At 57.8% G+C, this 22,363-nt stretch carries 27 protein-coding genes; all 27 read left to right on the plus strand.

Features of this window, described 5'->3' with window-relative positions; genetic code table 11:
• Positions 1–69: 69 nt before the first annotated feature.
• Complete coding sequence (rpoB, locus tag B0T39_RS10245) at positions 70–4,242, plus strand: DNA-directed RNA polymerase subunit beta (protein WP_081546282.1); 4,173 nt, start codon at positions 70–72, stop codon at positions 4,240–4,242.
• Positions 4,243–4,296: 54 nt separating this feature from the next.
• On the plus strand, positions 4,297–8,493 hold the full coding sequence (gene rpoC / locus B0T39_RS10250; protein WP_081546284.1) for a DNA-directed RNA polymerase subunit beta': 4,197 nt from the start codon (positions 4,297–4,299) through the stop codon (positions 8,491–8,493).
• A gap of 208 nt (positions 8,494–8,701) precedes the next feature.
• Entirely contained in the window at positions 8,702–9,073 is a 372-nt protein-coding gene (gene rpsL / locus B0T39_RS10255; protein WP_019103491.1) for a 30S ribosomal protein S12, read from the plus strand.
• A gap of 109 nt (positions 9,074–9,182) precedes the next feature.
• On the plus strand, positions 9,183–9,653 hold the full coding sequence (rpsG, locus tag B0T39_RS10260; RefSeq protein ID WP_081546286.1) for a 30S ribosomal protein S7: 471 nt from the start codon (positions 9,183–9,185) through the stop codon (positions 9,651–9,653).
• Positions 9,654–9,680: 27 nt separating this feature from the next.
• Positions 9,681–11,777 carry an elongation factor G gene (gene fusA / locus B0T39_RS10265; RefSeq protein WP_081546288.1) on the plus strand — a complete coding sequence of 699 codons (2,097 nt, stop codon included), beginning with the start codon at positions 9,681–9,683 and terminating at the stop codon, positions 11,775–11,777.
• Positions 11,778–11,854: 77 nt separating this feature from the next.
• Positions 11,855–13,045: an elongation factor Tu gene (gene tuf / locus B0T39_RS10270; protein ID WP_081546274.1), complete on the plus strand. Its 1,191-nt coding sequence runs from the start codon at positions 11,855–11,857 to the stop codon at positions 13,043–13,045.
• Positions 13,046–13,060: 15 nt separating this feature from the next.
• Positions 13,061–13,372 (plus strand): 30S ribosomal protein S10, encoded by a 312-nt coding sequence (gene rpsJ, locus B0T39_RS10275; protein ID WP_011137734.1) that lies wholly within the window; start codon positions 13,061–13,063, stop codon positions 13,370–13,372.
• Between the two features lie 158 nt (positions 13,373–13,530).
• Positions 13,531–14,175: a 50S ribosomal protein L3 gene (gene rplC, locus B0T39_RS10280; RefSeq protein WP_081546290.1), complete on the plus strand. Its 645-nt coding sequence runs from the start codon at positions 13,531–13,533 to the stop codon at positions 14,173–14,175.
• Positions 14,175–14,795: a 50S ribosomal protein L4 gene (rplD, locus tag B0T39_RS10285; RefSeq protein WP_081546292.1), complete on the plus strand. Its 621-nt coding sequence runs from the start codon at positions 14,175–14,177 to the stop codon at positions 14,793–14,795. The genes rplC and rplD overlap by 1 nt, the downstream gene beginning before the upstream one ends.
• Positions 14,792–15,100 carry a 50S ribosomal protein L23 gene (rplW, locus tag B0T39_RS10290; RefSeq protein ID WP_019100830.1) on the plus strand — a complete coding sequence of 103 codons (309 nt, stop codon included), beginning with the start codon at positions 14,792–14,794 and terminating at the stop codon, positions 15,098–15,100. Before rplD ends, rplW begins: the two co-directional genes overlap by 4 nt.
• An 11-nt stretch (positions 15,101–15,111) precedes the next feature.
• Positions 15,112–15,945 (plus strand): 50S ribosomal protein L2, encoded by an 834-nt coding sequence (rplB, locus tag B0T39_RS10295; protein WP_043594111.1) that lies wholly within the window; start codon positions 15,112–15,114, stop codon positions 15,943–15,945.
• 6 nt (positions 15,946–15,951) lie between these two features.
• A complete protein-coding gene (gene rpsS / locus B0T39_RS10300; RefSeq protein WP_019099947.1) occupies positions 15,952–16,230 on the plus strand; it encodes a 30S ribosomal protein S19 in 279 nt (92 codons plus the stop codon).
• A 9-nt stretch (positions 16,231–16,239) separates the two neighbouring features.
• The gene (gene rplV, locus B0T39_RS10305; RefSeq protein ID WP_019099946.1) at positions 16,240–16,569 is read left to right on the plus strand and encodes a 50S ribosomal protein L22; all 330 of its coding nucleotides are present in this window, start codon (positions 16,240–16,242) and stop codon (positions 16,567–16,569) included.
• A gap of 10 nt (positions 16,570–16,579) precedes the next feature.
• Complete coding sequence (rpsC, locus tag B0T39_RS10310) at positions 16,580–17,281, plus strand: 30S ribosomal protein S3 (RefSeq protein WP_081546294.1); 702 nt, start codon at positions 16,580–16,582, stop codon at positions 17,279–17,281.
• A complete protein-coding gene (gene rplP / locus B0T39_RS10315; RefSeq protein ID WP_019101458.1) occupies positions 17,265–17,681 on the plus strand; it encodes a 50S ribosomal protein L16 in 417 nt (138 codons plus the stop codon). The genes rpsC and rplP overlap by 17 nt, the downstream gene beginning before the upstream one ends.
• Complete coding sequence (gene rpmC / locus B0T39_RS10320; RefSeq protein WP_011137725.1) at positions 17,681–17,869, plus strand: 50S ribosomal protein L29; 189 nt, start codon at positions 17,681–17,683, stop codon at positions 17,867–17,869. The genes rplP and rpmC overlap by 1 nt, the downstream gene beginning before the upstream one ends.
• Position 17,870: 1 nt before the next feature.
• Complete coding sequence (gene rpsQ / locus B0T39_RS10325) at positions 17,871–18,134, plus strand: 30S ribosomal protein S17 (RefSeq protein ID WP_043594104.1); 264 nt, start codon at positions 17,871–17,873, stop codon at positions 18,132–18,134.
• Positions 18,135–18,337: 203 nt separating this feature from the next.
• Positions 18,338–18,706 carry a 50S ribosomal protein L14 gene (gene rplN, locus B0T39_RS10330; protein ID WP_019104491.1) on the plus strand — a complete coding sequence of 123 codons (369 nt, stop codon included), beginning with the start codon at positions 18,338–18,340 and terminating at the stop codon, positions 18,704–18,706.
• 9 nt (positions 18,707–18,715) lie between these two features.
• The gene (rplX, locus tag B0T39_RS10335) at positions 18,716–19,030 is read left to right on the plus strand and encodes a 50S ribosomal protein L24 (protein ID WP_048413703.1); all 315 of its coding nucleotides are present in this window, start codon (positions 18,716–18,718) and stop codon (positions 19,028–19,030) included.
• 10 nt (positions 19,031–19,040) lie between these two features.
• Positions 19,041–19,580 (plus strand): 50S ribosomal protein L5, encoded by a 540-nt coding sequence (rplE, locus tag B0T39_RS10340; RefSeq protein ID WP_019104493.1) that lies wholly within the window; start codon positions 19,041–19,043, stop codon positions 19,578–19,580.
• A gap of 4 nt (positions 19,581–19,584) precedes the next feature.
• The gene (rpsN, locus tag B0T39_RS10345; RefSeq protein WP_081546296.1) at positions 19,585–19,890 is read left to right on the plus strand and encodes a 30S ribosomal protein S14; all 306 of its coding nucleotides are present in this window, start codon (positions 19,585–19,587) and stop codon (positions 19,888–19,890) included.
• Between the two features lie 14 nt (positions 19,891–19,904).
• Positions 19,905–20,300 (plus strand): 30S ribosomal protein S8, encoded by a 396-nt coding sequence (rpsH, locus tag B0T39_RS10350; protein WP_019104495.1) that lies wholly within the window; start codon positions 19,905–19,907, stop codon positions 20,298–20,300.
• A 9-nt stretch (positions 20,301–20,309) separates the two neighbouring features.
• Positions 20,310–20,843: a 50S ribosomal protein L6 gene (gene rplF / locus B0T39_RS10355; RefSeq protein ID WP_081546298.1), complete on the plus strand. Its 534-nt coding sequence runs from the start codon at positions 20,310–20,312 to the stop codon at positions 20,841–20,843.
• A 13-nt stretch (positions 20,844–20,856) separates the two neighbouring features.
• Positions 20,857–21,210, plus strand: coding sequence for a 50S ribosomal protein L18 (gene rplR / locus B0T39_RS10360; protein WP_081546300.1), 354 nt, complete (start codon positions 20,857–20,859; stop codon positions 21,208–21,210).
• Positions 21,211–21,223: 13 nt separating this feature from the next.
• Entirely contained in the window at positions 21,224–21,742 is a 519-nt protein-coding gene (rpsE, locus tag B0T39_RS10365) for a 30S ribosomal protein S5 (RefSeq protein ID WP_043594101.1), read from the plus strand.
• Complete coding sequence (rpmD, locus tag B0T39_RS10370) at positions 21,735–21,920, plus strand: 50S ribosomal protein L30 (RefSeq protein ID WP_011137715.1); 186 nt, start codon at positions 21,735–21,737, stop codon at positions 21,918–21,920. The genes rpsE and rpmD overlap by 8 nt, the downstream gene beginning before the upstream one ends.
• Positions 21,921–21,923: 3 nt before the next feature.
• Positions 21,924–22,355: a 50S ribosomal protein L15 gene (gene rplO, locus B0T39_RS10375; RefSeq protein WP_043636363.1), complete on the plus strand. Its 432-nt coding sequence runs from the start codon at positions 21,924–21,926 to the stop codon at positions 22,353–22,355.
• Positions 22,356–22,363 lie beyond the last annotated feature (8 nt).

Genomic DNA, 22,363 nt, shown 5'->3' on the forward strand with positions numbered 1-22,363 from the left:
AGCAATTATTGAGCGTGGCTGCTGACTTTTGGTTTCTTGCTTGCGCCACCCCACCTCGATGGAGACTCTATGAGTTATTCGTTTACTGAGAAGAAGCGTATTCGTAAAAGTTTTGCGAAACGTGCCAGTGTTCTCGATGTCCCATTCCTGTTGGCGACCCAGATTGATTCCTACACCGAATTTCTCCAGTTGGGTGTGCCGCTTGACCAGCGTAGGGATGTGGGCCTTCAGGCTGCGTTCAAATCGATCTATCCGATCATCAGCCACAATGGCTATGCGCGTCTGGATTTCGCTCATTATGTCTTGGGCGAGCCGCCGTTCGACGTGCAGGAGTGCCAGCTGCGCGGCATCACTTACGCCGCTCCGCTGCGCGCGCGCATCCGCCTGACCATCTTCGACAAAGAGTCTTCCAAGCCTGTGGTGAAGGAAGTGCGCGAGAACGAAGTGTACATGGGCGAAATTCCGCTGATGACGACCAATGGTTCCTTCATCATCAACGGTACCGAGCGCGTCATCGTTTCTCAGTTGCACCGCTCCCCGGGCGTGTTCTTCGAGCACGACCGTGGCAAGACTCATTCCTCCGGCAAGCTGTTGTTCTCCGCCCGCGTGATTCCTTACCGCGGATCCTGGCTGGACTTCGAGTTTGACCCGAAAGACCTGCTGTACTTCCGTATCGACCGTCGCCGTAAGATGCCGGTGACCATTCTGCTGAAGGCGCTGGGTTACACCAACGAAGAAATCCTGTCCGAGTTCTACAGCTTCGACACCTTCTACCTGACCAAGGGCGGCGTGTTCATGCGCGTGGTGCCGGATCGTCTGAAGGGCGAAGTGGCCAAGTTCGACATCGTTGCCGCCGACGGCAAGCTGATCGTGGCCAAGGACAAGCGCATCACCGCCAAGCACATCCGTGACATCCAGACCGCAGAGCTGGACCGCATCGAAGTGCCGGCTGACGCGTTGCTGGGCAAGGTGCTGGCGCACAATGTGGCGAATGGCGATACCGGCGAGCTGATTTCGCGCGCTAACGACGAAATCACCGAAGAGGTGCTGGCCAAGCTCGCGCTGGCGGATATCCAGCAGGTGGAAGTGTTGTTCACCAACGACCTGGACCAGGGCTCCTATATCTCGCAGACCCTGCGCGCAGACGATATTCAGGACCAGCTGCAAGCTCGCGTGGCGATCTACCGCATGATGCGCCCGGGCGAACCGCCGACCGAGGACGCGGTGGAAGCGCTGTTCCAGCGTCTGTTCTTCAGCGAAGAAACCTATGATCTGTCGCGCGTGGGTCGCATGAAGTTCAGCTCGCGCACTTACCAGTACAAGTTCGACGACAAGACCCCGGAGTGGTTCAAGGTCCTGATCGGCGAGAAATTCGCCGAGCGTCGCGATGTGATGGAAGGCACGCTGTCGACCGAAGACATCGTTTCCGTGATCGCGATCCTGACTGAGCTGCGCAATGGCCGCGGCGAAGTGGACGATATCGATCACCTGGGCAACCGTCGCGTGCGTTCGGTGGGCGAATTGGCCGAGAACCAATTCCGCGCCGGTCTGGTGCGTGTCGAGCGCGCGGTCAAGGAACGCCTGAATCAGGCCGAGTCCGACAACCTGATGCCGCACGACCTGATCAATGCCAAGCCGGTCTCCGCCGCGATCAAGGAATTCTTCGGTTCCTCGCAGCTGTCCCAGTTCATGGATCAAACCAACCCGCTGTCCGAGATCACCCACAAGCGCCGCGTATCGGCCCTGGGCCCGGGCGGTTTGACCCGCGAACGCGCCGGCTTCGAAGTGCGAGACGTGCATCCGACCCACTATGGCCGCGTATGCCCGATCGAAACGCCGGAAGGCCCGAACATTGGTTTGATCAACTCGCTGTCCGTCTTTGCGCGCACCAACGAGTTCGGCTTCTTGGAAACGCCGTACCGCAAAGTGGTGGACAGCAAGGTCACCAACGAGATCGATTACCTGTCGGCGATCGAAGAAGGCCGCTACGTGATTGCTCAAGCCAACGCCGAGCTAAGCGAAGAGGGCACGCTGATCGACGAGCTGGTGACCTGCCGCGAGAAGGGTGAAACCATTCTGGCGACCCCGGACCGCGTACAGTACATGGACGTGGCCACCGGCCAAGTGGTGTCCGTTGCCGCCTCGCTGATTCCGTTCCTGGAGCACGATGACGCCAACCGCGCATTGATGGGCGCCAACATGCAGCGTCAGGCCGTGCCTTGCTTGCGTCCGGAAAAAGCCCTGGTGGGCACCGGTATCGAGCGCTCGGTGGCGGTTGACTCCGGCACCACCGTGGTGGCGCGTCGCGGCGGCGTGGTCGACTATGTCGATGCCGGCCGTGTGGTGATTCGCGTCAATGACGAGGAGGCGACCGCGGGCGAGGTGGGTGTGGATATCTACAACCTGACCAAGTTCACCCGTTCCAACCAGAACACCAATATCAACCAGCGTCCGATCGTGAAAGTGGGCGACCACATCGCGCGCGGCGACGTGGTGGCCGACGGCGCCTCCACTGATCTGGGCGAGCTGGCGCTGGGTCAGAACATGACCATCGCCTTCATGCCGTGGAACGGTTACAACTACGAGGATTCGATCCTGATCTCGGAGAAGCTGGTCGCCGAAGACCGCTACACCTCGATCCATATCGAAGAGCTGTCCGTGGTTGCCCGCGACACCAAGCTGGGGCCTGAGGAAATCACCCGCGACATCCCGAACCTGTCCGAGCGCATGGCTGGCCGTCTGGATGAAGCCGGCATCGTGTACATCGGCGCCGAGGTTGAGGCGGGCGACGTGCTGGTGGGCAAGGTGACGCCTAAGGGCGAAACCCAACTGACCCCGGAAGAGAAGCTGCTGCGCGCGATCTTCGGCGAGAAGGCCTCCGATGTGAAGGACACCTCGCTGCGCGTGCCGACCGGCACCGTGGGCACCGTGATCGACGTGCAAGTGTTCACCCGAGAAGGCATTGAGCGCGACAAGCGCGCCCAGTCCATCATTGATTCGGAACTGAAGCGTTATCGCCTGGACCTGAACGACCAGCTGCGTATTTTCGACAACGACGCCTTCAGCCGTATTGAGCGTTTGATCGTGGGCAAGGTCGCCAACGGCGGTCCGAAGCGCCTGATGAAGGGCACTGTGATCGATCAGGAATACCTGGCCGACCTGCCGTCCAAGCATGATTGGTTTGACATCCGCATGTCGGATGAAGACATCGCCAAGCAGCTGGAACTGATCAAGGAAAGCCTGGCGCAGAAGCGCGAAGAATTCGATCTCAAGTTCGAAGACAAAAAGCGCAAGCTGACCCAGGGCGATGAACTGCCGCCGGGCGTGCAAAAGATGGTCAAGGTGTATCTGGCCGTTAAGCGCCGCCTGCAGGCGGGCGACAAGATGGCCGGCCGCCACGGTAACAAGGGTGTGGTGTCGCGCATTCTGCCGATCGAAGACATGCCGTACATGGGCGACGGTCGTCCGGTCGACATCGTGCTGAACCCGCTGGGCGTACCGTCGCGTATGAACATCGGTCAGATCCTGGAAGTGCATCTGGGCTGGGCCGCCAAGGGTATCGGCGAGCGCATTGACCGCATGTTCAAGGAGCAGTCCTCCGCCGAGATCCGCGGCTACCTGGAGCGCATCTACAACGAAGCCGGCAAGGCCGAAGACATTGCTTCGCTGAGCGAGGACGAGATCTTGTCTTTGGCGGACAACCTGCGCAAAGGCATGCCGTTCGCCACGCCGGTGTTCGACGGGGCGAAGGAGACCGAGATCAAGCACATGCTGGATCTGGCCTATCCGCAAGAAGACCCGCTGACCGAGAAAATGGGCTTTAATGAGTCCAAGACGCAAATGACCTTGTACGATGGCCGCTCCGGCGAAGCTTTCGACCGCAAGGTGACGGTTGGCGTGATGCACTACCTGAAGCTGCATCACCTGGTCGACGACAAGATGCACGCGCGTTCCACCGGTCCGTACTCGCTGGTGACCCAGCAGCCGCTGGGCGGTAAGGCTCAGTTCGGCGGCCAGCGTTTCGGTGAGATGGAGGTGTGGGCGCTGGAAGCTTACGGCGCCGCCTACACTCTGCAGGAAATGCTGACCGTGAAGTCGGACGATGTGACTGGTCGTACCAAGGTGTACGAGAACATCGTGAAGGGCGAGCACAAGATCGATGCCGGCATGCCGGAATCCTTCAACGTGCTGGTGAAGGAAATCCGTTCGCTCGGCCTCGACATGGACCTGGAACGTTATTGATTGGGTTGAATGGGCGCGGCAAGCCGCCGCGCCTGTCCCCTGACTGGAGACGCAATGAAAGCTCTGCTCGACCTCTTTAAGCAAGTTACGCAAGAAGAAGAGTTTGATGCGATTAAGATCGGCATCGCCTCGCCTGACAAGATCCGTTCCTGGTCTTATGGTGAAGTAAAAAAGCCTGAAACCATCAACTATCGTACCTTCAAACCGGAACGCGACGGCCTGTTCTGCGCGCGCATCTTCGGCCCGGTGAAGGATTATGAGTGCTTGTGCGGCAAGTACAAGCGCTTGAAGCATCGCGGCGTGATCTGCGAGAAGTGCGGCGTGGAAGTCACCTTGTCCAAGGTGCGTCGCGAGCGCATGGGCCACATCGAGCTGGCCAGCCCGACCGCGCACATCTGGTTCCTGAAGTCGCTGCCGTCGCGTCTGGGCATGGTGCTGGACATGACGCTGCGCGACATCGAACGCGTGCTGTACTTCGAAGCGTTCGTGGTGACTGATCCGGGCATGACCCCGCTGCAATACCGTCAACTGCTGACAGAAGAGGACTTCCTGGACAAGGAAGACCAGTACGGTGAAGAGTTCGTCGCCATGATGGGCGCCGAAGCGGTCAAGGAATTGCTGAAGAAGCTGAACCTGGACAGCGAGATCGAGACCCTGCGCGCCGAGCTCAAGGCCACCAGCTCCGACACCAAGATCAAGAAGATCTCCAAGCGCCTGAAAGTGCTGGAGGCCTTCCAGCGTTCCGGCATGAAGCCGGAATGGATGATTCTGGAAGTGCTGCCGGTGCTGCCGCCGGAACTGCGTCCGCTGGTGCCGCTGGACGGCGGTCGCTTCGCGACTTCCGATCTGAACGATCTGTACCGCCGCGTGATCAACCGTAACAACCGTCTGAAGCGCCTGCTGGAACTGCGCGCGCCGGACATCATCGTGCGCAACGAGAAGCGCATGCTGCAGGAATCGGTTGACTCGCTGCTGGACAATGGTCGTCGCGGCAAGGCGATGACCGGCGCCAACAAGCGTCCGCTGAAATCGCTGGCCGACATGATCAAGGGCAAGGGCGGTCGTTTCCGTCAGAACTTGCTGGGTAAGCGCGTGGACTACTCCGGTCGTTCCGTGATTACCGTGGGCCCGACTCTGCGTCTGCATCAGTGCGGTCTGCCGAAGAAAATGGCGCTGGAGCTGTTCAAGCCTTTCATCTTCCACAAGCTGGAAGTGATGGGCCTGGCCTCCACCATCAAGGCGGCCAAGAAGCTGGTAGAGCAGGAAGTGCCGGAAGTTTGGGACATCCTGGAAGACGTGATCCGTGAGCATCCGGTACTGCTGAACCGTGCGCCTACGCTGCACCGCCTGGGCATCCAGGCGTTCGAGCCGGTGCTGATCGAAGGCAAGGCCATCCAACTGCACCCGTTGGTCTGCGCGGCGTTCAACGCCGACTTCGACGGTGACCAGATGGCTGTTCACGTCCCGCTGTCGCTGGAAGCGCAGATGGAAGCCCGCACTCTGATGCTGGCCACCAACAACGTGCTGTCCCCGGCGAACGGCGACCCGATCATCGTGCCGTCGCAGGATATCGTGTTGGGTCTGTACTACATGACCCGCGACAAGGTGAACGGAAAGGGCGAAGGCATGGTGTTTGCGGACACCAAGGAAGTGCATCGCGCCTACGAAACCCGTCAGGTTGAGCTGGCGACGCGCATCACCGTGCGCCTGCGCGAATGGGAAAAAGACGAGCAGGGCGAGTTCCAGCCGGTGATCAAGCGTTACGACACCACCGTGGGCCGCGCCATTCTGTCCGACATCCTGCCGAAAGGCCTGCCGTTCGAGCACATCAACAAGGCGCTGAAGAAGAAAGAAATCTCGAAACTGATCAATGTTTCGTTCCGTCGTTGCGGCATCCGCGACACGGTGATCTTCGCCGACCAGTTGATGTACACAGGTTTCGCCTACTCCACTCGCGGCGGCATTTCCATTTGCGTGGATGATATGCAGATCCCGGCCAAGAAGGTCGACCTGCTTGCCGACGCGCAGAAGGAAGTCAAAGAGATCGAAGAGCAGTACCGTCAAGGTCTGGTGACTCAGGGCGAACGCTACAACAAGGTAGTGGACATCTGGGGCCGCACCGGCGACAAGATCGCCAAGGCGATGATGGACGAGCTGTCCAAGCAGAAGGTGCTGGACCGCGAAGGCAAGGAAGTCGATCAGGAATCCTTCAACTCCATTTACATGATGGCCGACTCGGGCGCGCGGGGTTCCGCAGCCCAGATCAAGCAGCTGGCCGGTATGCGGGGTTTGATGGCCAAGCCGGACGGCTCGATTATCGAAACGCCGATTACCGCGAACTTCCGCGAAGGCCTGACCGTACTGCAGTACTTTATTTCCACTCACGGTGCGCGTAAGGGTCTGGCGGATACCGCCTTGAAGACCGCGAACTCGGGTTACCTGACGCGTCGTCTGGTCGACGTAACGCAGGATCTGGTGGTGATCGAGGACGATTGCGGCACCAGCAACGGCTTCACCATGAAGGCCGTGCTGCAGGGCGGCGACGTGATCGAACCGCTGCGCGACCGCATCCTGGGCCGCGTGGCCGCGATCGATCTGGTGGATCCGTCCACCGGCGAGACTGTGATCGAAGCGGGTTCGCTGCTGGACGAGCATCTGGTGGACGTGGTGGACAGCCTGGGCATCGACGAAGTGAAGGTGCGTACCGCCATCACTTGCGACACCCGCTACGGTCTGTGCGCCAAGTGTTATGGTCGCGACTTGGCTCGCGGCAAGCGCGTCAACGCCGGCGAAGCCATCGGCGTGATCGCCGCCCAGTCCATCGGTGAACCGGGTACCCAGCTGACCATGCGTACCTTCCACATCGGTGGCGCGGCGTCGCGAAACGCGGCTGCCAGCCAGGTGGAAGGCAAGTCCAACGGCACCGTGCGCTTCTCCAGTCAGATGCGCTACGTGGCGAACACCAAGGGCGAGCTCATCGTCATCACCCGCTCCGGCGAAGTGGTGATCCACGATGATATGGGTCGCGAGCGCGAGCGTCACAAAGTGCCGTACGGCGCGACGCTGATGGTGACCGATGGCCTGGTGATCAAGGCGGGCGCCGTGCTGGCCACTTGGGATCCGCATACCCGTCCGATCATCACCGAGTACGCAGGTCGCGTGAAGTTCGAGAACGTGGAAGAGGGCAACACCGTTGCCAAGCAGACCGACGAAGTAACGGGTCTGTCGACGCTGGTCGTGATCGATCCGAAGCGCCGCGCCGGTTCGCAGTCCAAGATGCTGCGTCCATTGGTGAAGCTGCTGGACGACAACGGCAACGAAGTGAAGCTGGCCGGTTCCGAAGCCTCGGTATCGATCACCTTCCAGGTGGGCGCCATTATTACGGTGCGCGACGGTCAGGAAGTGGGCAAGGGCGAAGTGCTGGCCCGCATCCCGCAGGAATCGTCCAAGACCCGCGATATTACCGGTGGTCTGCCGCGCGTGGCCGAGTTGTTCGAAGCGCGTTCGCCGAAAGACGCCGGCATGCTGGCGGAAGTGACCGGTACGATCTCCTTCGGCAAGGACACCAAGGGCAAGCAGCGTTTGATCATCACCGATCTGGAAGGCAACGGTTACGAAAACCTGATCCCGAAAGACAAGCACGTGCTGGTGCACGACGGTCAGGTGGTGAACCGCGGCGAATCCATCGTCGATGGCCCAGTGGACCCGCACGACATTCTGCGTCTGCAGGGCATCGAGGCCTTGGCCCGCTACATCGTTCAAGAGGTGCAGGAGGTGTATCGTCTGCAGGGTGTGAAGATCAACGACAAGCACATCGAGGTGATCATTCGCCAGATGCTGCGTCGCGTGATCATCTCCGACAGCGGCGACACCGAGTTCATCCAGGGTGAGCAGGTGGAGCGCGCCGACGCGCTGGAAATGAACGACAAGATGCTGGCGGAAGGCAAAGAGCCTGCGCAGTACGAAAACGTGCTGCTGGGTATCACAAAGGCGTCCTTGTCCACCGACTCCTTCATCTCCGCGGCTTCCTTCCAGGAAACCACTCGCGTGCTGACTGAAGCGGCGATCATGGGCAAGAAGGACGACCTGCGCGGCCTGAAGGAAAACGTGATTGTCGGTCGTCTGATTCCGGCGGGTACCGGTCTGGCTTACCACCGAACCCGTCGCGGCTCGACGCAGCACACCTTGGAAGCGGCCGAAGCCCAGTTCTTCGACATCGCCCCGGCGGATGCGCTCGACAGCAACGAATAACGCTTAATCGTCCTGGCCGGAAAGAGGCGGAATTGCCCGCTTCCGGACGGTCTTGACGTAAAGTGTTGAAAAAACGCTGCCCTATCAACGGTTAAGGTGATGGGGCGGCGTTGTTTTCATTGACGGTGGGGTGTTGACTAAAATATAATCCTCCGTCCTTTCTGGCGGCGTGTTGCCGTTGGAGAGCTTCAACTAGGAACTGATAGTAATGCCAACCATTAACCAACTCGTTCGCAAAGGCCGCGTCGCCATCAAGGCGAAGAGCAAGGTGCCTGCGCTGGAAGCCTGCCCGCAGAAGCGTGGCGTGTGCACCCGTGTCTACACCACCACTCCGAAGAAGCCGAACTCGGCTCTGCGTAAAGTGTGCAAGGTGCGTCTGACCAACGGTTTCGAAGTGATTTCCTACATCGGTGGTGAAGGCCACAACCTGCAGGAACACTCCGTAGTGCTGCTCCGCGGCGGTCGTGTAAAAGACTTGCCGGGTGTTCGCTACCACACCGTTCGCGGCTCCCTCGACACCGCAGGTGTTAAAGACCGTAAACAGGCTCGTTCCAAGTACGGTGCCAAGCGTCCTAAGTAATTGGGATGCTCTCAAGGCGGCCTGATCAACACTCAGGGTCGTCTAGTAAGTGACTGCTCCATTGGGTAGTCATGAGCTAAAGCTCAACTGAATAATCTAAGGAAGTAACATGCCACGTCGCAGAGAAGTCCCCAAGCGCGAAATCCTGCCGGATCCGAAGTTCGGTTCCCAGGACCTGTCCAAGTTCATGAACGTAGTCATGATTGATGGCAAGAAATCCGTTGCAGAGCGCATCATTTACGGTGCTCTGGAACAGATCGAAAAGAAATCCGGCAAAAATGCCCTGGAAGTGTTCAACGCAGCACTGTCCAACACCAAGCCGGTAGTAGAAGTAAAAAGCCGCCGCGTAGGTGGTGCAAACTATCAAGTTCCTGTTGAAGTACGTCCGTCGCGTCGTATGGCTCTGGCCATGCGTTGGCTGCGCGACGCTGCGCGCAAGCGCGGTGAAAAGTCCATGGACCTGCGCCTGGCTGGTGAATTGCTCGACGCGGCCGAAGGCCGTGGCGGCGCGATGAAGAAGCGTGACGAAGTGCACCGCATGGCAGAAGCCAACAAGGCCTTCTCGCACTTCCGCTTCTAAGCAGACCCACTATTTAAGGTGTAGATCGTGGCAAGGAAAACCCCCATTGAGCGTTACCGTAACATCGGTATCTCCGCTCACATTGACGCCGGTAAGACGACCACTACCGAGCGTATTCTGTTTTACACCGGCGTGAACCACAAGCTGGGCGAGGTTCATGACGGCGCTGCCACCACCGACTGGATGGAGCAAGAGCAGGAGCGTGGCATTACCATCACCTCCGCTGCTGTGACCACCTTCTGGAAGGGGATGGGGATGCAATTCCCCGAGCACCGCTTCAACATCATCGACACCCCGGGGCACGTGGACTTTACCATCGAGGTAGAGCGTTCCATGCGTGTGCTGGACGGCGCGGTGATGGTGTACTGCGCGGTGGGCGGCGTTCAGCCCCAGTCTGAAACCGTATGGCGCCAGGCTAACAAGTACAAAGTGCCGCGTATCGCCTTCGTGAACAAGATGGACCGTCAAGGCGCCAACTTCTTCCGTGCGGTTGAACAGGTGAAAACTCGCCTGCGCGGCAATCCGGTGCCCATCGTCGTGCCTATCGGCGCTGAAGACGGCTTCACCGGCGTGGTTGACCTGTTGAAGATGAAGGCCATCATCTGGGATGAAGCGTCCCAGGGCATGAAATTCGAATACGGCGAAATCCCGGCCGACCTGGTTTCCGTTGCCGAAGAATGGCGCGAGAAGATGGTTGAAGCCGCGGCTGAAGCCAGCGAAGAAATGATGGACAAGTACTTGGGCGGCGAAACGCTGACCGAGGAAGAAGTTATCGCTGGTTTGCGCGCGCGCACCCTGCGTTGCGAAATTCAGCCGATGCTGTGCGGCTCCGCGTTCAAGAACAAGGGTGTTCAGCGCATGCTGGATGCCGTGATTGAACTGCTGCCGGCGCCGATCGACATCCCGGCCATCGCCGGTGAAACCGACGGCAAGCCGGCGGAGCGTCACGCTTCCGACGACGAGCCGTTCTCGGCTCTGGCGTTCAAGCTGATGAATGACCCGTACGTGGGTCAGCTGACCTTCTTCCGCGTCTACTCTGGTGTGGTTAAGTCCGGTGATACCGTGCTGAACTCCATCAAGGGCAAGAAAGAGCGTATCGGCCGTATCGTGCAGATGATGGCGAACGACCGTATCGAACTGGAAGAAGTGCGTGCCGGCGACATCGCCGCCGCCATCGGCCTGAAAGAAGTGACCACGGGTGAAACCCTGTGCGATCTGAGCGCCGAAATCATTCTGGAACGTATGGAATTCCCGGAGCCGGTGATTCACGTTGCCGTTGAGCCGAAGACCAAGGCCGACCAGGAGAAGATGGGCGTTGCCCTGAACCGCCTGGCCAAGGAAGACCCGTCGTTCCGCGTGCGTACCGACGAAGAATCCGGCCAGACCATTATTTCCGGTATGGGCGAACTGCACCTGGAAATTCTGGTTGACCGCATGCGGCGTGAATTTGGCGTTGAAGCCAACGTTGGCGCTCCGCAAGTGGCTTACCGCGAAACCATTACCAAGATCGTTACTGATGTTGACGGCAAGCACGTCAAGCAGTCCGGTGGTAAGGGCCAGTACGGCCATGCAGTCATTACCCTTGAGCCGTCCGGCGAGGGCAATGGCTACAAGTTTGTCGACGAGATCAAGGGTGGCGTGATTCCGCGTGAATTCATCCCGTCCGTGGATAAGGGTATTCAGAACACCCTGTCCAGCGGTATTCTCGCCGGCTTCCCGGTGGTTGACGTTACCGTGCGTCTGACCTTCGGTTCCTACCACGACGTCGACTCCTCGCAGATCGCGTTCGAACTGGCTGGCTCCCTGGCGTTCAAAGAAGCCATGCGCCGCGCCGGTCCGTGCATCCTCGAGCCGATGATGGCGGTGGAAGTAGAAACTCCGGAAGAGTACATGGGCGATGTGATGGGCGACTTGAACCGTCGTCGCGGCATCGTTCAGGGTATGGACGACGATGGTTTGGGTGGCAAGAAGATCAAGGCCGAAGTACCGCTGGCCGAGATGTTCGGTTACTCGACCGATCTGCGTTCCGCTACCCAGGGTCGTGCGACCTACTCCATGGAGTTCAAGCACTACTCCGAAGCTCCGAAGCATGTTGCCGACGCCGTAATGGCCGCTCGCAAGTAATGCGCGCTGAGGCTGGCCGGGCCGTAAAGGCTTGGTCAGTCCCGATCTAATGTTCTTTAATTAAGGATTTTTGCAAAATGGCAAAAGAAAAGTTTGAGCGGAATAAACCGCACGTAAACGTAGGCACCATCGGTCACGTAGACCATGGTAAAACCACTCTGACCGCTGCTATCACCACCATTCTGTCGAAGAAGTTCGGTGGCGAAGCCAAAGACTACTCCCAGATCGACAGCGCGCCGGAAGAAAAGGCTCGCGGTATTACCATTAATACCGCCCACGTAGAATACGAAACCGAGTCCCGTCACTACGCTCACGTAGATTGCCCGGGTCACGCCGACTACGTTAAGAACATGATTACCGGTGCTGCCCAGATGGACGGCGCTATCCTGGTGTGCTCGGCCGCTGACGGTCCGATGCCGCAAACTCGCGAACACATCCTGCTGTCCCGTCAGGTTGGCGTTCCGTACATCATCGTGTTCCTGAACAAGGCCGACCTGGTGGACGACGCTGAGCTGCTGGAACTGGTTGAAATGGAAGTTCGCGATCTGCTGTCTTCCTACGACTTCCCGGGCGACGACACCCCGGTGGTGATCGGCTCCGCTCGTCTGGCGCTGGAAGGCGACCAGTCCGAATACGGCGAACCGGCCATCTTCAAGCTGGCTGCCGCTCTGGATTCCTACATCCCGACTCCGGAACGCGCCATCGACAAGCCGTTCCTGCTGCCGATCGAGGACGTGTTCTCGATCTCCGGTCGCGGTACCGTGGTAACCGGTCGCGTAGAGCGCGGCATTGTTAAAGTCGGCGAAGAATTGGAAATCGTGGGCCTGAAGGCTACCGCGAAGACCACTTGCACCGGCGTGGAAATGTTCCGCAAGCTGCTGGACCAAGGTCAAGCTGGTGACAACGTTGGCGTGCTGCTGCGCGGCACCAAGCGTGAAGACGTTGAGCGTGGCCAAGTGCTGGCCAAGCCGGGTACCATCACCCCGCACACCAAGTTCGAGGCTTCTGTCTACGTGCTGAGCAAAGACGAAGGTGGCCGTCACACCCCGTTCTTCGCGAACTACCGTCCGCAGTTCTACTTCCGTACCACCGACGTAACGGGCGCCGTTACTCTGTCGGAAGGCGTGGAAATGGTAATGCCGGGCGACAACGTTGAAATCACCGTTGAGCTGATCGCCCCGATCGCCATGGAAGATGGTCTGCGTTTCGCCATCCGCGAAGGCGGCCGTACCGTCGGCGCCGGCGTTGTTGCCAAGATCATTGCTTAAGGATCGGAGAATCTAATGTCTAGCCAGAAAATCCGCATCCGCCTGAAAGCTTTCGATTACAACCTGATCGATCGCTCCGCTCAGGAAATCGTTGAAACCGCCAAGCGCACCGGCGCCGTTGTTAAAGGCCCGGTTCCGCTGCCGACCAAAATCGAGCGTTTCAACGTGCTGCGTTCCCCGCACGTGAACAAGACTTCCCGCGATCAGCTGGAAATCCGCACTCACCTGCGTCTGATGGACATCGTGGATCCGACCGACAAGACCGTCGACGCTCTGATGAAGCTCGATCTGCCGGCCGGTGTGGATGTGGAAATCAAGCTGCAGTAATCGCTTAAGTTCAAGGGTTTGCGAGCTAAGTTCTTGCGATTCTTGAATTTTCTGTGATACATTAGCGGACTCGCCATTTTGGCGAGTCCGCTTTTGTTTTTTCTGTCGTGTTTTTTATGCCGGTCAATCGTAATCGGCGCCTGAAAAAGGAAATAAACATGAGTTTAGGTCTTGTCGGTCGCAAAGTCGGCATGACCCGCATTTTTGCCGAAGATGGCGCAACCATCCCGGTAACTGTGCTGGACATGTCCGCTAACCGCGTCACGCAAATCAAAACTGCTGAAACCGACGGCTACAATGCCGTGCAGGTTACCTATGGCTCCAAAAAGGCCAGCCGTGTTGTTAAGGCTGCCGCGGGCCACTTCGCCAAGGCTGGCGTTGAAGCAGGTCTGGGTCTGGTCGAGTTTTCGCTGACCTCCTCCGATCTGTCCAACTTCAAGCCGGGCGATGCCATCGCTGTTGAGATCTTCACCGTTGGTCAACTGGTTGATGTAACCGGCACCTCCAAAGGTAAGGGCTTCTCCGGCGTGATCAAGCGTCACAACTTCTCTTCCAACCGTGCTTCCCATGGTAACTCGCGTTCGCATAACACGCCGGGTTCCATCGGTCAGGCGCAAGATCCGGGTCGCGTTTTCCCGGGTAAGCGCATGGCGGGCCAATACGGTAACGTCAAGAGCACCGTGCAGTGCCTGGAAATCGTTCGTGTCGATGCCGAGCGTCAACTGATTCTGGTTAAGGGTGCTGTTCCTGGCGCCAAGAACGGTGACGTAGTCGTTCGTCCTAGCGTGAAGGCGGGTGCGTGATGGAATTGAATGTAATCAATACCCAAGGCAAGGCTGTTGGCAGCCTGCAAGTGTCCGACTCTTTGTTCGGTCGCGAATACAACGAAGCTCTGGTGCATCAGGTTGTTACCGCATTCCTGGCGAATGCCCGTAGCGGCAACCGCGCCCAGCTGACCCGTGCTGAAGTGAAGCACTCGACCAAGAAGCCTTTCCGTCAGAAAGGTACTGGTAACGCTCGTGCAGGTATGACTTCTACCCCGAACCGTCGTGGTGGTGGCCGTGCTTTCCCGAACAAGCCGGACGAGAACTTCACCCAGAAAGTTAACCGCAAGATGTTCCGTGCAGGCATGGCCGCGATTCTGTCGCAGCTGGTTCGCGACGAGCGTCTGATCGTGGTTGACGAGCTGAACGTTGATAGCCCGAAGACCAAAGAATTCGTTGGCGCCGTTCAGCCCATGGGCCTGGAACAGGCTTTGTTCATCACTGGCGAACTGAGCGAAAACCTCTATCTCTCTTCGCGTAACCTGACGAATGTGCTGGTTATCGAAGCGGTTCAAGCTGATCCGTACAGCCTGTTGCGCTTCAAGAAGACCGTGATCACTCGCGACGCTGTGAAGCTACTTGAGGAGCAGTGGGCATGAACCAAGAACGTCTGTTGCAAGTAATTCTTGCTCCCATCGTTTCCGAAAAGAGCACCATGATTGCTGAGAAGAACCAGCAAATGGCGTTCCGCGTTGCCAAAGATGCGACCAAGCCCGAAATCAAGGCTGCGGTTGAAATGCTGTTCAACGTAAAAGTTGAAGGCGTTTCCACTGTGAATGTCAAGGGCAAGGTTAAGCGCTTTGGCCGTTCCATCGGTCGTCGCAGTGACTGGAAAAAGGCCTACGTTAGCCTGGTGGAAGGTCAAGAAATTGATCTGACCGCTACCCCGGCCGCAGCGGAGTAAGGAGATAGAGCATGCCTATCGTTAAGGTAAAACCGACTTCCGCGGGCCGCCGTGCCGTTGTCAAGGTAGTAAACCCTGACCTGCACAAAGGTGCTCCGCACGCAGCCCTGCTGGAAAAGAAATCTTCCACTGGTGGCCGTAACCACAATGGCCACATCACCACGCGTCATCGTGGCGGTGGCCATAAGAAGCACTACCGCATCATCGACTTCCGTCGCAACAAGGATGGCATCCCGGCGAAAGTGGAACGCATCGAATACGATCCGAACCGCACCGCTCACATTGCCCTCTTGTGCTACGCCGATGGCGAACGCCGCTACATCATCGCTCCGCGCGGTGTGAAGGCCGGTGCTGAGCTGTTGTCCGGCGCGGAAGCTCCGATCAAGGCCGGTAACGCTCTGCCGATCCGCAACATCCCGGTGGGTACCACTATCCACTGCGTGGAAATGCAGCCTGGCAAGGGCGCTCAGATGGTTCGTTCCGCTGGCGCATCCGCGATGCTGCTGGCTCGCGAAGGCGCTTACGCTCAACTGCGTCTGCGTTCGGGCGAAATCCGCCTGGTGCATGTTGATTGCCGAGCGACTGTTGGTGAAGTGGGTAACGAAGAGCACTCCCTGCGCAAGCTGGGCAAGGCTGGTGCTACTCGCTGGCGCGGTATCCGTCCGACCGTACGTGGCGTTGCCATGAACCCGGTTGACCACCCGCACGGTGGTGGTGAGGGTCGCACTGGCGAAGGCCGTGTACCGGTTAGCCCATGGGGCACTCCGGCTAAGGGCTTCCGTACCCGTCGCAACAAGCGTACCGACAATATGATCGTACGCCGTCGCTATTCCAAAAAAGGGTAATTGACAATGGCACGTTCGCAGAAAAAAGGCCCGTTCGTTGATCTGCATCTGCTGAAAAAAGTAGATGCGGTGCGGGCAACCAGCGACAAGCGTCCGATCAAGACTTGGTCCCGTCGTTCGACCATCCTGCCGGATTTCATTGGTCTGACCATCGCTGTGCACAACGGTCGCACCCATGTGCCTGTTTATGTTTCCGAAAACATGGTCGGCCATAAACTGGGCGAATTCTCCCTGACTCGTACCTTCAAAGGCCACGCGGCCGATAAGAAGGCGAAGAAGAGATAAGGTGAAGCGATGAGAGTATCTGCAAATCTGAAAAGCGTTCGCCTTTCGGCACAAAAATGCCGCCTGGTGGCCGATCTGATCCGCGGCAAGTCCGTTGATCAGGCTCTGAATATCTTGGCCTTCTCCCCGAAGAAGGGCGCGGTAATCATCAAGAAAGTGCTGGAATCTGCCATCGCTAACGCCGAGCACAACGAAGGCGCCGACATTGACACCCTGCGTGTCACCGGCATCTTTGTTGACAAAGGCGCTAGTCTGAAGCGTTTCACCGCCCGTGCTAAGGGTCGTGGTAACCGCATCGAAAAGCAGACCTGCCACATCTCGTTGACCGTTGGCAATTAAGGGGTAAGAAATGGGTCAGAAGATTCATCCGACGGGATTCCGTCTTGCCGTTAACAAAAACTGGTCTTCCAAGTGGTTCGCGAATTCGCAGAACTTCCCGGGAATGCTGAAGCAGGATATCGAAGTTCGCGAATTCCTGAAAAAGCGCCTGGGCCATGCTTCGGTTGGCCGTGTGACTATCGAGCGCCCGGCTAAGTCCGCCCGCATCACCATTCACAGCGCCCGTCCGGGTGTGGTGATTGGTAAAAAAGGCGAAGACATCGAGCTGCTCAAGCAAGAACTGCAAAAGCGCCTGGGCGTTCCCGTGCATGTGAACATCGAAGAAGTTCGCAAGCCGGAACTGGACGCTCAAATCATCGCCGACGGCATCGCTTCCCAGCTGGAGAAGCGCGTGATGTTCCGTCGCGCCATGAAGCGCGCTATGCAAAACGCAATGCGCATGGGCGCTCAAGGCATCAAGATCATGAGCTCCGGCCGTCTGAACGGTATCGACATCGCTCGTAGCGAATGGTACCGCGAAGGCCGCGTGCCGCTGCATACCCTGCGCGCAGACGTAGACTACGCAACCTCCGAAGCCAAAACTACCTACGGTATCATCGGCATCAAGGTATGGGTATACAAGGGCGAGCTCAAGCCGGGTCAAGTTCAGCCGGCTCCGGTAGCGACCGAGAAGAAATCGAGAAAGGGTGCTCGAAATGCTGCAGCCAACTAGACTCAAGTACCGTAAACAGCATAAAGGCCGCAACACAGGTATCGCTACTCGTGGCAACAAAGTGAGCTTTGGTGATTTCGGTCTGAAGGCGGTTGGTCGTGGTCGTCTGACCGCGCGCCAGATCGAAGCTGCGCGTCGCGCGATGACCCGTCACATCAAGCGTGGCGGCCGCATCTGGATCCGCATCTTCCCGGACAAGCCGATTACTTCCAAGCCTGCTGAAGTCCGTATGGGCGGGGGTAAGGGCTCTCCGGAGTACTACGTGGCCGAAATCCAGCCTGGCAAGATGCTGTACGAAATGGATGGTGTTTCCGAGGAACTCGCTCGTGAAGCTTTCCGTCTGGCCGCAGCCAAGTTGCCGATCGCCACTGTGTTTGTAACTAGACAGGTAGGTCAGTAATGAAAGCGTCCGAACTGAAAGCCAAAACTGTTGACGAGCTGAAGGCGGAACTGCTTAGCCTCTTGAAGGCCCAGTTTGCTCTGCGTATGCAGCACGCCACTCAGCAACTCGCCAAGACCTCTGAACTGAAGAAAGTACGTCGCGACATCGCTCGCGTGCGCACCGTTCTGAAAGAAAAGGCAGTTTAAGATGAGCGAAACCAAAGTGGTACGTACGCTGACCGGTACCGTAGTCAGCGACAAGATGGATAAGACCGTGACCGTACTGGTCGAGCGCAAAGTAAAGCACCCGATCTACGGCAAAATTATCCGTCGTTCTAAGAAGTTCCACGCGCACGACGAGAACAACGAGTTCAAGGCCGGCGATATCGTTGTTATCAGCGAGTCCCGTCCGCTCTCGAAGACCAAGACGTGGGTGGTAACTGCCCTGGTAGAGAAATCCCGCCAGGTGTAAAGACTTGCAGGGAGCGAAGGCTCCCTGTATAATGGCCATCTTCCTACCCCTATCGGGTAGGAGTTCCGCCCTTACGGGGTCCAAAACTGGCCGTTGGATACGCCACAGTTTCTGTGGCGTTTCGTCTGTTTGGTCTTGCTCTTATGCGAGAAACCGGCAGATGAGAGTGACGGATAAAGTTGGATTAGAAAGGTAATCATCACATGATCCAAATGCAGACCATGCTTGAGGTCGCTGACAATACAGGTGCGCGTCACGTTATGTGCATCAAAGTATTGGGCGGTTCCAAGCGTCGCTATGCAAGCGTAGGCGACATCATCAAGGTGACCATCAAGGATGCTGCTCCGCGCGGACGCGTCAAAAAAGGCGACGTTTACAACGCGGTTGTGGTTCGCACAGCCAAAGGCGTGCGTCGTCCGGATGGCTCGTTGATCAAGTTCGACGGCAATGCCGCCGTCCTGCTCAACAACAAGCTTGAGCCTATCGGCACTCGTATCTTCGGGCCTGTTACGCGTGAACTGCGTACCGAGCGCTTCATGAAGATCGTTTCGCTGGCTCCTGAAGTACTGTAAGGAGATCGCATGCGCAAAATTCGCAAGGGTGATGAAGTCGTAGTAATCACCGGCAAAGACAAAGGTAAGCGCGGCACCGTTCTGCGCGTTCTGGACGAGAAACTGGTTGTTGAGGGCGTGAATGTCGCCAAGAAACACCAGAAGCCGAATCCGGTGCGTGGCGTGGCCGGCGGCATCGTTGAAAAGACCATGCCTGTTGACGCATCGAACGTCGCCATTTTCAATCCGGCAAGCCAAAAGGCTGACCGCGTAGGCTTCAAGGTTCTTGAAGACGGCCGCAAGGTACGCGTGTTCAAGTCCAACGGCGAAGTCATTGGCGCGTAAGGAACAAAACATGGCACGTCTCTACGATTTCTACAAAGACACCGTAGTGCCTGAACTGATGAAACAGTTCGGCTACAAGTCCATCATGCAAGTCCCGCGCATTGAGAAGATCACTGTGAACATGGGTGTGGGCGAAGCTGTTGCCGATAAAAAGGTAATGGATTTCGCCGTGGGCGACCTGGAAAAGATCGCCGGCCAGAAGCCGGTTGTCACCACCGCTCGCAAATCCATCGCAGGCTTCAAGATTCGCGATCACTATCCGGTGGGTTGCAAGGTAACTCTGCGTCGCGAACGCATGTACGAGTTCCTGGACCGCCTGGTGACGATCGCGCTGCCGCGCGTTCGCGACTTCCGTGGTGTTTCCGCCAAGTCTTTCGACGGCCGCGGCAACTACAACATGGGCGTTAAAGAACAGATCATCTTCCCGGAAATCGAGTACGACAAGATCGATGCTCTGCGTGGCATGAACATTACTGTTACCACCACCGCGAAGACTGACGAAGAGGCCCGCGCTTTGCTGGCCGCGTTCAAGTTCCCGTTCAAGGGTTAAGCACATGGCAAAACTTGCACTGATTCAGCGCGAAGAGAAGCGTGTCAAGCTGGCTGCAAAATTTGCTGCCAAGCGCGAAGCCCTTATCGCGACTATCAACAATCAAAGCCTCTCGGAAGAAGAGCGCTTTGCAGCTCGCCTGCAACTGCAGCAGCTGCCGCGCAATGCTTCCCCGGTTCGCCAGCGTCGTCGCTGCGCCATCACCGGTCGTCCGCGTGGCGTATTCCGCAAATTCGGTCTGGGTCGTAACAAACTCCGTGAAATCGCTCTGAAGGGCGAGATTCCGGGGGTTGTGAAGGCCAGCTGGTAATAGGAGACACATAAATGAGCATGCACGATCCTATTTCCGATATGTTGACCCGCATCCGCAACGGCCAAATGGCTTCCAAGGTGGCAGTTTCCATGCCGTCTTCCAAGCTGAAAATTGCGCTGGCGCAGGTGTTGAAAGAAGAAGGCTACATCGAAGACTTCGCCGTTGCCGGCGAAGAGAAGAAGCCTGTTCTCGATATCCAGCTCAAGTACTATGCTGGCCGTCCGGTGATCGAACGCATTGACCGCGTTTCCCGCCCTGGCCTGCGTGTGTACAAGGGCTCCACCGAAATCCCGAAAGTCATGAATGGCTTGGGCGTGGCTATCCTGTCCACCTCCAAAGGCGTTATGACTGATCGCAAAGCGCGCGCGGCCGGCATCGGCGGCGAGTTGCTCTGCGTCGTGGCTTAAGGGGGTCAAATGTCTCGCGTAGCTAAGAATCCCGTAGTCATCCCGGCTGGCGTCGAAGTCAAATTCGGCGCTGCAGAAGTGATTGTTAAGGGCGCCCTGGGCACCCTGAGCACCGCTCTGTGCGAAGAGGTAGATGTCAAGCTGGACAACGGCCAACTGACATTCGCCGCCAAGAACGACAGCAAGTTCGCTCGTGCCATGTCCGGCACTCTGCGCGCGCTGCTGAACAATATGGTGACCGGCGTGTCCAAAGGCTTCGAGAAGAAGCTGCAGCTGGTAGGCGTGGGCTATCGTGCCCAGGCTCAAGGCGACACCCTGAACCTGTCTCTGGGTTTCTCCCACCCGGTGGCTCATCAAATGCCTGAAGGCGTTAAAGCTGAGACCCCGAGTCAGACCGAGATCCTGATCAAAGGCGCTGACAAACAGCGCGTTGGCCAGGTGGCTGCCGAAATCCGCGCTTATCGCGCTCCTGAGCCGTACAAAGGCAAAGGCGTTCGTTACGCTGATGAGGTTGTGGTTCTGAAAGAAACCAAGAAGAAGTAACTGAGGCACTGATATGGACAAGAAACAAGCTCGACTCCGCCGCGCACGTAAAACCCGTGCCCGTATTGCGGAGCTCAAGATGGTGCGTCTCACTGTGTACCGCACCAATAGCCACATTTATGCCCAGATCGTTGATGAGACTGGCAGCAAAGTACTGGCCAGCGCCTCTTCGCTGGAAACCGACGTACGCGCTGATCTCAAAAACGGCGGCAATGTGGTAGCTGCAGCCGTGATCGGCAAGCGCATTGCTGAAAAAGCAAAAGCCGCTGGCATCGAGAAAGTCGCTTTCGACCGCTCTGGTTTCAAATACCACGGTCGTATGAAAGCGCTGGCTGACGCCGCTCGCGAACACGGTCTCGTATTCTAATTCGGAGTGAAGAATGGCTAAACACGAAACGGAAGATCGTGGCGACGGTCTGGTCGAGAAAATGATCAGCGTCAACCGCGTCACCAAAGTGGTTAAAGGCGGCCGTATCATGGCTTTCTCCGCCTTGACCGTGGTTGGTGATGGCGATGGCGGAATTGGCATGGGTAAAGGCCGTTCCAAGGAAGTTCCGGTTGCCGTACAAAAGGCAATGGAACAGGCTCGCCACAACATGGTTAAGGTTCCGTTGAAAAACGGCACTTTCCACCACACTGTGGTTGGCAAGCACGGCGCTACTACTGTATTCATCCAGCCCGCTAAAGAAGGTACCGGTGTGAAAGCCGGCGGCCCGATGCGCGCTATCTTTGATGCTATGGGTGTTCATAACGTCTCGGCAAAAATTCATGGTTCCACCAACCCGTACAACGTGGTGCGTGCAACTCTGGATGGTCTGAGCAACATCAACACCCCGGCGCAAATCGCCTCCAAGCGTGGCCTGAGCGTCGAGGACATCCTGGGGGTGAGCCATGAGTAACGCCAAGACTGTAAAGGTCACTCTGGTAAAGAGCCTGATCGGTCGCCTGGAGTCTCACAAGGCTTGCGCCCGTGGTCTGGGTCTGAAGAAAATTCGCCAGACTGTTGAAGTGCTCGATACCCCTGAAAACCGTGGCATGATCAACAAGATCAGCTACTTGTTGAAATTCGAGGGCTAAGAGATGCTGCTGAACACTGTACAGCCGGGTGCCGGCGCCAAGCATGCCAAGCGCCGTGTAGGCCGTGGCATCGGCAGCGGCCTGGGCAAGACTTGTGGCCGCGGTCACAAAGGTCAAAAGAGCCGTGCAGGTGGTTTCCACAAGGTTGGTTTCGAAGGCGGTCAAATGCCGCTGCAACGTCGTCTGCCGAAGCGCGGCTTCAAGTCGCTGAACGCAGGCAAGGTTGCCGAGATTCGCCTGTCCGAACTGAACCTGCTGCCGGTTGATGAAATCGACCTGCTCTCTCTCAAGCAAGCTGGTCTGGCTTCCATCCAGGCGAATTCCGCCAAGGTGGTGCTGTCCGGCAAGATTGAGCGCGCAGTAAAATTGCGCGGCGTTGGCGTAACTGCCGGCGCTCGCGCCGCCATCGAAGCTGCCGGCGGCAGCGTAGAATAAGGCAATAA

This window comes from Chromobacterium haemolyticum (assembly GCF_002081825.1).
Classification (GTDB): domain Bacteria; phylum Pseudomonadota; class Gammaproteobacteria; order Burkholderiales; family Chromobacteriaceae; genus Chromobacterium; species Chromobacterium fluminis.